11 protein-coding genes and 1 pseudogene are annotated in these 11,601 nt (G+C 46.7%); 4 read left to right on the top strand and 8 right to left on the bottom strand.

The features are described 5' to 3' along the window. Nucleotides 1-395, bottom strand: a pseudogene (locus tag BIZ39_RS15200) (peptidase M23); the annotation flags it as partial. A 253-nt stretch (nt 396-648) separates the two neighbouring features. Between BIZ39_RS15200 and BIZ39_RS15195 the strand changes: the two are divergent. The 4 genes from BIZ39_RS15195 to gpsA all read left to right on the top strand — a co-directional run bounded on the left by BIZ39_RS15195 (nt 649) and on the right by gpsA (nt 2,961). Then, nucleotides 649-1,074: a rhodanese-like domain-containing protein gene (locus tag BIZ39_RS15195; RefSeq protein WP_014948070.1), complete on the top strand. Its 426-nt coding sequence runs from the start codon at nt 649-651 to the stop codon at nt 1,072-1,074. A gap of 12 nt (nt 1,075-1,086) precedes the next feature. Further along, nucleotides 1,087-1,347, top strand: a complete 261-nt coding sequence (gene grxC / locus BIZ39_RS15190; protein ID WP_014948069.1) for a glutaredoxin 3 — start codon at nt 1,087-1,089, stop codon at nt 1,345-1,347. 62 nt (nt 1,348-1,409) lie between these two features. Next, the gene (gene secB, locus BIZ39_RS15185) at nt 1,410-1,919 is read left to right on the top strand and encodes a protein-export chaperone SecB (protein WP_014948068.1); all 510 of its coding nucleotides are present in this window, start codon (nt 1,410-1,412) and stop codon (nt 1,917-1,919) included. Nucleotides 1,920-1,929: 10 nt separating this feature from the next. Next, complete coding sequence (gpsA, locus tag BIZ39_RS15180; protein WP_187447367.1) at nt 1,930-2,961, top strand: NAD(P)H-dependent glycerol-3-phosphate dehydrogenase; 1,032 nt, start codon at nt 1,930-1,932, stop codon at nt 2,959-2,961. Nucleotides 2,962-3,019: 58 nt separating this feature from the next. Here the strand turns inward: gpsA and BIZ39_RS15175 are convergent, their stop codons facing one another. The 7 genes from BIZ39_RS15175 to BIZ39_RS15145 form a co-directional block, all read right to left on the bottom strand. Further along, nucleotides 3,020-4,429, bottom strand: coding sequence for a TolC family protein (locus BIZ39_RS15175; protein ID WP_187447366.1), 1,410 nt, complete (start codon nt 4,427-4,429; stop codon nt 3,020-3,022). A 4-nt stretch (nt 4,430-4,433) separates the two neighbouring features. Further along, nucleotides 4,434-6,404 (bottom strand): MacB family efflux pump subunit, encoded by a 1,971-nt coding sequence (locus BIZ39_RS15170; RefSeq protein ID WP_187447365.1) that lies wholly within the window; start codon nt 6,402-6,404, stop codon nt 4,434-4,436. A gap of 1 nt (nt 6,405) precedes the next feature. Next, entirely contained in the window at nt 6,406-7,584 is a 1,179-nt protein-coding gene (locus BIZ39_RS15165) for an efflux RND transporter periplasmic adaptor subunit (RefSeq protein ID WP_222936639.1), read from the bottom strand. A 172-nt stretch (nt 7,585-7,756) separates the two neighbouring features. Next, the gene (gene trmL / locus BIZ39_RS15160) at nt 7,757-8,221 is read right to left on the bottom strand and encodes a tRNA (uridine(34)/cytosine(34)/5-carboxymethylaminomethyluridine(34)-2'-O)-methyltransferase TrmL (protein WP_014948062.1); all 465 of its coding nucleotides are present in this window, start codon (nt 8,219-8,221) and stop codon (nt 7,757-7,759) included. Nucleotides 8,222-8,373: 152 nt separating this feature from the next. After that, entirely contained in the window at nt 8,374-9,351 is a 978-nt protein-coding gene (locus tag BIZ39_RS15155) for an alpha/beta fold hydrolase (protein WP_187447363.1), read from the bottom strand. Between the two features lie 64 nt (nt 9,352-9,415). Next, the gene (locus BIZ39_RS15150) at nt 9,416-10,777 is read right to left on the bottom strand and encodes an ATP-binding protein (protein WP_187447362.1); all 1,362 of its coding nucleotides are present in this window, start codon (nt 10,775-10,777) and stop codon (nt 9,416-9,418) included. Then, nucleotides 10,777-11,490: a response regulator transcription factor gene (locus BIZ39_RS15145; protein ID WP_039225152.1), complete on the bottom strand. Its 714-nt coding sequence runs from the start codon at nt 11,488-11,490 to the stop codon at nt 10,777-10,779. Before BIZ39_RS15145 ends, BIZ39_RS15150 begins: the two co-directional genes overlap by 1 nt. Nucleotides 11,491-11,601: the final 111 nt, after the last annotated feature.

Here is an 11,601-nt window from a genome sequence, read left to right as displayed (position 1 = left end):
GCGTAGTCGTAATGCCCCGCCATAAATGCACTTTTAAGCTGGCTCGATAAAAGTGACTGCTGTTTACGGATAGCCGTTCTAAGCCCTTCTTGTTCTTCTTCGAGCTTCGCTTGTTCTTGCTCAATGTTTTTGAGTGACTGTCGGGTGCTGGATAGTGCTTTCGCCACTTTAGCGATTTCGAGTTCAGAGGCCTTCAGCACATTTTCCAATTCCTGTGCACTGGCTCTATTGTTCTCTAATACTTGCTGTCGAGCGCGCAGTTCGGCCTGTAACTCAGCTAATTTTTCTTTTTGACTATTCGCACCGCCTTCTTGTGCAATAGCACCACTTCCAATCGGCATAATTGCAAGGGCAACTATGTACCCAATGATTGAAAGAAATAATCGTACTGACATACGTGCGCCTAGAACCTTAACTTTTTCATTGATGACCTAATGTGTTTCATCGTTGCTGTTAACAACGTTTTCCAGTGTATCTGACGCTCCTCCATATGCCCAGTGCAATTTGTTCGTAATATCAATCATCTAAAGTATTTGGCGTAAACCCGCTATGACTGACATCAATCATACTGAAAGGTAAGCTGGTTTCTCGCCCATTTTTCTATATACTTTGCACTCTTTTCATGGTCTGTAGACAGGGTTAGAGGTAATGGATCAACTAATTGAATTTGCTAGCAACAACTTTATTCTTGCTGGTATTTGGGTTGCGCTGATTGCCATGTTGATATTTAGCTATATCAGTGCATGGACATCTTCAGTAAAAGAATTAAGCACGCACGAAGCAACGGTTTTGATGAATAAAGACGATGCGATAGTGCTAGATACACGCCCTGCGAAAGAGTTTAAAGCTGGCCATATTTTGGGTGCCAGACAAATTAAACCTGAAGAGTTGCGTGAGAAAAACTTCAAGAAACTTGAAAACAGTAAAGACAAACCCATTATCGTAGTATGCGCTATGGGTAATCAGGCTCGTGGTACAGCAAATGCGATGCTTAAAGATGGCTTCGCGAATGTGAGTGTATTAAAAGGCGGAATGAACGCGTGGCAAAGTGCCAGCCTTCCCGTTTCTAAATAACAGGTAACCTTTATGAGCAAAGTAGAACTTTACACCAAGGGCCACTGCCCTTACTGCCACCGTGCAAAAGCATTGCTAACGCAAAAAGGTGTAGAATTTATTGAATACCCAATAGATGTTAAGCCTGAACTGCGCGACGAGATGATTGAACGCGCAAACGGCGGCTGGACTGTTCCGCAAATTTTCATTGACGATCAGCACGTTGGTGGCTGTGACGATATGATGGCTTTGGAAGCACAAAGCAAACTAAATCCAATGTTGGGTTTGGCGTAAAGCGTCAGCGCATACAGCAACGCACTACATTAAATTAAAACGACAATTAAATAGGAAATACCATGGCTGACGAAAATCAGACAAATAACGGCGAAGCAGCGGGCGCACAAGCGCAACAGAGTGCTCAGTTCAATATTCAACGTATCTACACAAAAGACATTTCTTTTGAGTCTCCAAACGCGCCAGCTATTTTCACTAAAGAGTGGAAGCCTGAAATTAAACTAGACATCGACACTAGCACTAACAAGCTAGAAGAAAATGTATTTGAAGTTGTACTTTCAGTTACCGTTACGGCAACACTTGGTGAAGAAACAGCATTCCTTTGTGAAGTGCAACAAGCAGGTATCTTCGCTATTGGCGAAATGCCAGACCAAAACAAAGCGCACACGTTGGGCTCGTTCTGCCCGAACATGCTTTTCCCATATGCGCGTGAAACCATTTCTAACTTGGTTAACCGTGGAACATTCCCTCCACTTAACCTAGCGCCTGTAAACTTCGACGCTATCTTTGCAGCTTACGTGCAAAAACGTGCACAGCAAGCGCAGGGCGAAGCGCCAAAAATGGACGCCTAATTAGGTGAACATGAAAGGCGTGGACATGAAGTCGCATTCGGTTTCAGAGTCTGTTTCAGTATTAGGGGCGGGGTCTTACGGCACCGCCCTTGCTTTTTGTCTTGCCAGAAATGGCAACCCCACACTGCTTTGGGGCCGTGATGAAAAGCACATTGCCGAAATGGAAGCGAACCGAGAGAACGCTCGTTATCTTCCAGGCGCAACATTTCCAGATGCCCTAGTGGTAAATGCCAACTTAGAAGAAGTGGTAGCCGCCAGTCAAGATATTTTAGTGGTTGTACCTAGCCATGCATTTGCGGCTATGCTTCAAAGCTTAAAGCCATTGCTTAAACCGCATCAACGCATTATTTGGGCGACCAAAGGACTTGAGCCAAAAACTGGCCGTCTGCTTCGCGATGTGGCAGAGGAAATACTGGGTACCGACTATCCCCTAGCCGTGTTATCAGGCCCTACTTTTGCTAAAGAAATGGTAGCAGGCTTACCTACTGCAATTTCGCTGTCTTCCACTGACGATACGCTGAGTGACGAATTTGCAGCAAAGCTGCATTGCGCAAAGTCGTTCAGAGTATACAAAAACTCAGACTTTACTGGCGTTCAGCTTGGTGGTGCGGTTAAAAACGTTATCGCTATAGGCGCGGGCTTAGCCGATGGCCTTGGCTTTGGTGCAAACGCGCGAACGGCGCTGATCACCCGAGGTTTAGCAGAGCTTAGCCGTTTGGGCGTGAAGCTGGGTGCAAATCCAGAAACCTTCATGGGCATGGCAGGCCTTGGCGATTTAGTTTTGACTTGCACCGACAATCAATCGCGCAATCGTCGCTTTGGGCTGGCTTTGGGTCAAGGCAAGAGTGTCGATGTTGCTATTGACGAAATCGGACAAGTGGTTGAGGGATATCGCAACACTGAAGAAGTGCACATTTTATCTAAGAAAGTAGGCGTAGAAATGCCTATTTGTGAACAAATTTATGCTGTGCTTTATCACGGAAAATCCCCTAAAGAGGCGGCCTTAGCTCTGCTTGGTCGAGACCTCAAAAAAGAAGCCTAATGCACAAAAAAGCCCTGTTCACAGGGCTTTCGTATTGCTGCTTGAGAAAATCTAAAAGCTATGACGAAGTGATGTCGGCGCCTGCGCTTTCTCTGTAGGTGGCAATGACGGAAGAGAGTACTGCTTGATAGTTGCTGATCACAGATTGCCTAGCCGAGAAAAAGCTACGTTGAGCATTAAGCAAATTCAGAAAGTCAGTGTCACCGGCTTTGTAGCGAATATCCGCAAGACGATAAAGCTGCTGATTGTTTTCGAGCGAGGCTAACGCGTAGCGGTAGTTTTGTTTATTGAATACTAAGTTAGTTTGGCTATTTAACAATGCTTCTATCGCGCTAAGCACTGTCTGCTGATACTGTAATATCGCCAAATCAACATCCGTTTTTGCCGCCTTCTCTGCAGCTTCTAACCGTCCCCCATCAAACAGGGTTGCTGCTGAGCTTATTGCTGCGCCTAAGGTCCACCCTTGCGCTAAATCTAAAAGATCACTCACACCAATATCTGCACTTAAGCTCATGCCTGGAAGACCTGCCACTGACGCTTCGTAAAACGCTAAATCAGCCTGCTTAAATTGCGCTATAGCTAACTGAACATCTGGACGCTGCTTCAATACCTCAGCGCTTAATATAGGTGCCACTTCGGGCAGTGAAAAATCGGTTAGCGAAAGGGAAAGCAGCGCTTTTTGTTCAGGCGTATTAAATTGCATAGATTCATTACCTAACAATACCGCTAATGCCCGCTCATTAAGCGTTAAACTATTGCTCAGTCGCAGCACCTCCGACTGAGCACTGATCAATGTATTGCGCTGCTGGGAAACCTCAATACCTGAGGTATCCCCCTCTTCAAAGCGAATTTGAACTAGGTTTAGCAGCGCTTCGCTAATCTCTACGTTTTGCATCGCAATAGACAGCCGCGACTGCAGTGAAATCTGCTCAAGAAGGGTATTTATAAACAACGCCTGGGTGTCTAACAGCGCATCGGTAAACTGATACTGTGCAGTATCGATACCTAACTGACGACTGCGCTGCTGAGCATCTCGTGTACCCCATATGTCCGCGTCATAACTCAACCCCAGTCCACCTGAGGTAGAGTGGCTTGAACGGCCACTATCTAGGTCTCTTCCACTGCGTCCAGATGTCCTCGCCGTTATAGTCGGAACGTCACCTGCGTTAACTTGTGCTAACAGAAATTGCGCTCGTTTCACCCTCTGCTCGGCTTGATTAAGGGTTAAATTTTGGCTTTCAAGCGACTTCATAACGGGCGCAAGTTCAGCCACCTCGAACACCTTCCACCATGATGTTGTTATTTGACTAGTCGCGTCCACAGACTTCGCTTTTTGTAGCGCCTGCGTGTCAGTTTCGGGCAACGTTGTAGAAGGTGAATAAGCGCAGCTTGCGGTCAGCACGATACAAGAGAACGCGCACAGTAATGAACGAGCGGCAAGAGGCACAGAAAAACGAAAAGAATGCATGGCGTTACTCCTCTGCCAACGCGTCAATGGGATTAAGCTTTGATGCTTTTTGAGCAGGGGCATAACCAAAAATGAGCCCTACAGCGAGAGATGTGACAAAAGCCAAAACGGGCGGCATTAGCGTGTAGGCGACAGGCACACTGAATGAAGCAACGATAAGGACAACCAAATAGCCCAGAAGAATGCCGAAGATACCACCCAAGATACACACTACCCATGCCTCGATATTGAACTGGCGCAATATATCGCGAGGCTTTGCGCCTGTGGCGATGCGTAGTCCAATCTCCCTCTTACGCTCAGATACGTTGACCAGCATGATATTCATTACACCGATACCGCCAACAAACAAAGATATGGCAGCAACAGACGCCAACAGCCAAGTTAACGTGTCTTGCGTTTCCGTGACCGCCTCTACCAGTGACTCTGTGGTACGCACCATCACGTCTTCTTGTCCGTGACGTTCTACCAACAGTGCCAGCACATCATCTTTTACCTGAGTGGCTACTTCGGTACTTTCTGCCTTTATGGTAATGCTGCTTAAGTAATCCCGACCAAATACCTTCAAACGGCCAGTTGTAACCGGAATGAGCACTTCGTCATCCATATCGTTACCACCTGCACTGGCGCCCTTAGAATGAAGTACACCTACGACCTGATAGAAGGCATTTTGCATCAAGATGTACTCGCCTACTGCCCGATATTTATCTTCAAACAGGGTCTCTGCTACCGTATCTCCAATTACCACCACAGGTGCATAATTTGTTACGTCTTCATCGCTGAAAAACACGCCCTGCGCCATTTCCCAGTCTTTAGCATGAAAGTAGTCAGGTGTGGTGCCTGTAATACGTCCTGAAAAATCGTTTTCGCTGTATCGGATGGTTGCCCTTGCACTTCTTTCCGGGGCGACATAAGCCACACCCGGAACACTTTTCAATGCAGTGGCATCGGCTAACGTCAGCGATGCAATATCACCGGATGAGCGCATGTTTCGTCCACCCGGCCTAATCGAAATCAGGTTAGTGCCAATGGTTTCAATACGCTCTAGTACCTGCTGTTTACCTCCCTCACCGATGGCCATCATGGTCACCACTGCCGCTACTCCAATAATAATTCCCAAGAGAGTGAGCAAGGTTCTAAACCAATTCATTCTAAGGGCAGTGAACGCCATAGATAGGGCTGAAAAAAGTGAGATACTTGGAAAAGGTTTGATTGCCGGTACCGGCGTGGGCTCTTGAGAATGTACGTGCTGCACTGAAGCCGCATTCTTTTCAACTGATTCACTTGTGCTAGGCGCAGCGGTTTTGGTATCTGTTACAATTTTCCCATCAAGCAAGTGTATTTGCCTGTCGGCATGTTCAGCAACTGCACTATCGTGGGTGATAAGAATAATAGTTACCCCTTCTGCGTGTAGCTCGCGAAGCAATGCCAGTAACTGTTCTCCGCTGGCCGAGTCAAGCGCCCCGGTGGGCTCGTCGGCTAGTATTACTTCTGCACCATTAATTAAGGCTCGCGCTACCGAGACACGCTGTTGTTGGCCACCTGAAAGCTCTCCGGGTTTGTGCTCTTTTCTACTTGAAAGGCCAAGCTTACCAAGCAGCTGTTGCGCTTTTTGAGTGCGATCTTCGCTAGACGTACCGCTGTATATTGCTGGCAGCGCCACGTTTTCAGTGGCATTTAGCGACGACAGTAGTTGATAGCGCTGGAAAACAAACCCAAACGTTTTCAAGCGAAGGGCAGAGAGTTGGTCTGGGTTTAACGAAGACACTGACTGCCCGTGAATACGGTACTCCCCTTCTGAAGGGGTGTCTAAACACCCTAGGATATTCATCAAGGTCGACTTACCCGACCCCGACTGCCCCATAATGGCGACAAATTCCCCCTTATCGATTGATAATGAAACCTTGTCTAATGCGGTAACTTCAAAGCCTTCCGTTTTGTAGCGGCGTGACACGCCATCAAGTTGTATTAACGACATATTAGAACCCGTCACGGCGGCGAGGTGGGCCTGATGGCGGCTGCCCACCCGGCACTCTGCGCATGCCCGCGGCCGGCATTGCGGTGCCGTCTGCTAGACCCACAACCACTTCATCACCTTCTGATAGGCCTTCTATAATTTGAATATGGGTTCTATTTTTTATGCCTACTTTTACTGGCGTGCGAACCACCTCATCGCCCTGTTTAAGCATCACGAATTGATTGCGAGCTCGTCCTTTTACTGCCGCTAACGGCACAGAAAGCGCGCCTTTCACCTGCTCCTGCACAAAGAACACTTGGGTAGTCATGGCGTCCATTAAAGTGCGTTCAGGATTCTCAACATCGATTAGCACTTGGTATAGCACTACGTCATTAAGTACAGTGGGTGTAGGTAGCACTTGACGAACGGTAGAATGGTAGAAGGTTTTGTTATCGCCCAAGGTAGAGAAATAGACTGGCATGCCGCGCTTTATTTTCTGCACATCGGCTTCGGACACTTCTGCGCGTAGGGTCATTACTGATAAATCGGAAATTTGAAGCAACACGGGGGCGTTTTGATTGGCATTCAGGGTTTGCCCCTCACGCACCGGTAAGGTCGCTACAGTTCCGGATATTGGCGCAAATATCTTTGCAAACCCGAGCTTAGTAATATCCCCTTCCAGCGAGGCTTCGTCGGCTTTAATCTGTGCGATGCTCGCCGTGATCTTGGTATCGATAACTTTAAGGTTTGTATCGCTGCTTACGACTACATCTTGGCTGACTGCATTTTGCTTAAACAAATTTTGATTGCGTTGCGCTCTCACTTCGGCGAGTTCTCGCTCTGCCCGCAGCTGAGCCAGCTGTGCTTTTTTGCTGTCCAGCGCCGCTTGAGAGTTCTGTACTTGTGTTTCAAATACACGGGCATCGATCTCTACCAGCAAATCGCCTTCTTTAACAATATCCCCCTCTTCTACGTGAATATTGTCTACCTGACCTGAAACCTGCGCACCTACCTCTACGTAGCGCTTGGGCTCAAGCTGACCTGTAGACACCAAATTTAATTCGATGTCTCGTATCTTTGCACCTTGAAAGAGATATTCGGTATTTGTCTGAGGTGAGTATAGCCATGCATAAACAGCATAAGCGGGCACAAACACAATAATTGCAATGAGCAGTACTTTAATGGGTAGAGGGAGTTTCAAAGCATTCGATCCATAAAAAAAACTGAATGCAATATAGCGAATGTAAAGATTCGCCACGAGAGACAATCTTTACATTTACGCTATCTTTACAGACATTTTTAAAGGCTGAATAAGCTTTTGATTTGAATGGTTAAAAGAGTTTTTAGCAAAACAGTAAGCGTTAAAGAAAGTACTAACGAGCACCCTCGTAACCAAACTGACGCCAGCTTTCATACACAAATACCGATACAGCATTAGACAAGTTCATACTACGACTGTCTGGCAACATAGGGATGCGAACACGCTGCTCTGGGGGAAGCGATTGAATATAGTCGTCTGGTAAACCTCGGGTTTCCGGTCCGAAAATTAACGCATCGCCTTTTTCATAAGACACATCGCTGTGAAACGCTTTGCCTTTCGTTGTGCAAGCGAATACCCGTTTTGGCTTAGCATCATTCAGGTAAGCGTCTAAATTGGCGTGGCGCTTTACGTGAGCAAACTCGTGATAATCTAAACCTGCGCGTCGAACGCGTTTATCGTCCCATTCAAAACCCAAGGGCTCGATTAAGTGCAACATAAAGCCACTGTTTGCGCATAAGCGGATGATGTTTCCCGTATTTGGCGGGATCTCTGGCTGATAGAGTACGATATCGAGCATGCTTTTTTAAATTACCTTCACAGTTAACAACTCGTTTATTTTATACCGAAACGCCATTCTTCATCACCCTTGCACACACTTTTATTACCTGCGAAATAGAAAGCGCTGCTCTTAAGTATGATTACCTAACTAAATGTTAGCTTTGGCTGCACTTATGTGGACGAGTCTTCTGTCAAAAAGTCGAGAATACGCGCCACAGAGCGCTCGCGAATGTCGTCAGACTCGGTGAATAGCTCATGGTAAGCGCGGGGCACTATTTCAAGTTTTGCATTTGGCATAAGCTGAGCCACACGGCGCTGACGGTTATTATCAATAATCGCGTCATCGTCTGCACTTAATACAAGCGAAGGCGTTGTAATAGCGCGTGCGCTACTTTCAATTTTGTTCATAGCCTGATGCGCCGCTGCCAACCACTCTGTAGTTACGCCACCAAGCTGAATATCCTGTTCTTCGTCATACAGCTCACGAAACAGGGCATAGCGGGTTTTGCTGTGGGTGAGCTTATTAAGTGAAAAAGGAAACGCGATATACGGGGTTTGACCAAAAAAGTACCCCGCATCTTTCTTTTTCATCCTGTTTACCGCAAGGCCTGTGCGAATTAAGCCATTCGCCAACCAATTGGGCAGAGCCGGTTTAATGCCAAACATGGGTGAAGCTAAAACGGCTTTTGAAAACAAATTCGGAAGACGCAGCAGCGTGAGTGCACCAATGGCGCCCCCCATCGAATGGCATACCAGCTGTAACGGGCCTTGCTGCAGTGGCTTTACAATAGTTTCTACGAACATAACGAAGTCATTAACGTAGTCGTCAAAATCGGCAACATAACCATGCTGAGGGTCACGGGTCATCCTGTCTGACAAACCTTGGCCTCTGTGATCTAAAATGAATACGGCGAAACCATTTTGATAGAGATCGTAAATGAACTCTTTGTACTTTAAATAAGATTCGATTCGACCAGAGCATATTACAATGGTAGCTCGCGGCGATTCTGGGATACAGTGCGCAAAGCGTACCTTGATATTGTCTTTCCCAGAGAAGTGGCCCTGAGTAACACTGTTTTGCCAGAAGGGATTGATATACGTGGCAAAAGTGCTGGCTAAGTTATTTTCAGACGTGAACGTCCAGTTCATAAATACCCTATTACAGTCAAATTGCGCTCTTTGTTAGGCTACGGAGTGCTATCAACGTTTCCAATCATAACTTCGGAAATGACATAGTAACTCGTAGCCCACCGCGCTCAGCAGGTTCAGCGATTATGCGTCCATGATGCAACTCAACTGCCGCTTTTGCAATGGATAAGCCCAAGCCTACGCCTCCTGACTCGCGCTCTCTGGCAAGAGTTGCTCTGTAAAACGGTGAAAATATACGCACACATTCCTCAATGGTTAACCCGTCGCCGTCATCTGTAATGTGAATACACCAATGCTGCGCATCTTCGCTAAACGCAATATGCGTGACGAGTTTGCTATGACGTATGGCATTGCGAAGAACATTCTCCACAGCGCGGCAAAACATCATGCTGTCAATGACTATCGTCTTTTTAGGTATATCGTCAATTTTTAACTGCTTGTTTTTGTTTGCCACTTCAAAGTTAGCGTCGGTCAGCACATCGTTGAGCACTAAAGACAAAGCGTGTTTTTGCATGTTGGCTTCGCCAGCTTCAGCACGACTAAGAGTAAGTAATTGGCTTACCAGCGCTTCCATACGATCAGCCTCCCGCTCAACACGAGATAACGTGGCAGGGTCTACATTTTGCTGATGAGCAAGACCTAGCGCCATTTGCAGTCGCGCTAGGGGTGAACGAAGTTCGTGAGAGACATCAGCCAATAATCGCTTCTGTGCGCCCCACATTGATTCGAGCTGTTCAGCCATTTTATTGAAATCGCGCGCCAACTGGCCTAACTCATCCTGACGCTTGGCAGCCTTGCCCACCCGCGTTTGCCAGTCGCCGCTTGCTAAACGTTTTGCTGAACCCTGAATATGCAAAATAGGGTTGGTCAGCGTTTTGGCGAATAGCCAGCTCAAAAGCGTGGTGGTAATAAGTGCAATCGCCAAAAACAGCAGAACCGGAGGAGTTTGCTTTTCGGGCATATCTAGCTTTACCGCAAAAAGCGCAAAGCGTGAATTGTCTCGCTCGAAGAAAACCGGGCCGAGAATTTTGAATGCGCCGCGCTTTACTGCAATCGGGGAGGTTTGATTTACCAAACGCAGTAAATCTTCTTTATCGTTGTCACGAAGCGGAGGGCCTCTACCTGAAATAAGGCGGTTGTCGCGAATATCTACCGCAACCAGTCGACCTCTCACGCCACGTGAATTGCGATCTAGCGTCTCATGTAACGGTAGGTCCTGAAAGCGCCCACGCTGCATCCGCTCAATGGCTTGATTTAAATCTTCTACTTCGCGAGGCTTTATTTGCACAACCTGAAGGTCTTCAAAAAAGAGGCGACTTCCCCAAATGGCCAAAAGCGATGTAACAATGAACGTTGCCCAAAACCACAGAAACAAGCGGCCCATGATGGCCCGCGTTGGGCTAATGCTGCGTAACAGTTTTACCATTAATGGCTTCCAACAATTAACATGTACCCTACTCCGCGGATGGTTTTGATTTTTTCATCTACGGCTACTGCACTGATTTTCTTTCGCAGGTTGCTAACATGCATATCAATGCTTCTGTCAAAAGCTTGCAGTGGCTTGCCGAGTATCTTTAAGCTTATTTCTTCTTTCGTTACCCGCTGAGCGGCATTTAGCATTAGTAAGCGCAAAATTAAAAACTCAGTTGTGGTTAGCGTTAATTCCACATCGTCTACTTTAGCGAGCTGGCTACTTGGGCTTAAAAAGATGCCATTCACAAATAAATCTTGTTCAACCGCTCCTCCCGTTGAGGAAAGATTATGACGACGCACAATCGCTTTTATTCGTGCCACCAGCTCTCGATGGTTAAACGGTTTCGGTAAATAATCATCGGCGCCCATTTCCAGACCTAAAATGCGGTCGTAATCATCGCCTCTTGCTGTCAACATAAGTACAGGCGTGCTATGGCTGACACGAAGTTTTTTCAACACATCGAAGCCATCCATCTTTGGCATCATCACATCCAATAAAATAAGATCGTAATGTCGTCCAGATACAGCTTCAGATAACCCTTCTTCGCCGTCGTTACGCACTTGCACTTGATATCCCATACTCGACAGGTACGTGGAGAGCATTTCAGTTAGCTCAAGGTCATCATCAATAACAAGGATAGACTGCAAATGAAAATCTGAACTCATGGTATTAAACTCTTTAACGGTTGGAACTGCTGACCTTTGATTCATGAAAGTGCCTGTAATTTTTATAAACTTCAACCTGCGCTTGTGGTGAGTCTTGTCTAAATTAAACGA

The sequence above is a fragment of the Alteromonas sp. BZK5 genome, from assembly GCF_014349115.1.
In the GTDB taxonomy this organism is placed as follows: Bacteria; Pseudomonadota; Gammaproteobacteria; order Enterobacterales; family Alteromonadaceae; genus Alteromonas; species Alteromonas macleodii.
The sequence above is the reverse complement of the archived record's forward strand: the minus strand, read 5'-3'. Positions and strand labels throughout refer to the sequence as shown.

Bases quoted from the DNA above. Each gene is read 5' to 3' on its own strand.
- trmL (WP_014948062.1), bottom strand. From the start codon at position 8,221: ATGCTCGATATCGTACTCTATCAGCCAGAGATCCCGCCAAATACGGGA.
- BIZ39_RS15170 (WP_187447365.1), bottom strand. From the start codon at position 6,404: ATGTCGTTAATACAACTTGATGGCGTGTCACGCCGCTACAAAACGGAA.
- grxC (WP_014948069.1), top strand. From the start codon at position 1,087: ATGAGCAAAGTAGAACTTTACACCAAGGGCCACTGCCCTTACTGCCAC.
- BIZ39_RS15150 (WP_187447362.1), bottom strand. From the start codon at position 10,777: ATGGTAAAACTGTTACGCAGCATTAGCCCAACGCGGGCCATCATGGGC.
- BIZ39_RS15195 (WP_014948070.1), top strand. From the start codon at position 649: ATGGATCAACTAATTGAATTTGCTAGCAACAACTTTATTCTTGCTGGT.
- BIZ39_RS15175 (WP_187447366.1), bottom strand. From the start codon at position 4,429: ATGCATTCTTTTCGTTTTTCTGTGCCTCTTGCCGCTCGTTCATTACTG.
- BIZ39_RS15145 (WP_039225152.1), bottom strand. From the start codon at position 11,490: ATGAGTTCAGATTTTCATTTGCAGTCTATCCTTGTTATTGATGATGAC.
- BIZ39_RS15155 (WP_187447363.1), bottom strand. From the start codon at position 9,351: ATGAACTGGACGTTCACGTCTGAAAATAACTTAGCCAGCACTTTTGCC.
- secB (WP_014948068.1), top strand. From the start codon at position 1,410: ATGGCTGACGAAAATCAGACAAATAACGGCGAAGCAGCGGGCGCACAA.
- gpsA (WP_187447367.1), top strand. From the start codon at position 1,930: ATGAAAGGCGTGGACATGAAGTCGCATTCGGTTTCAGAGTCTGTTTCA.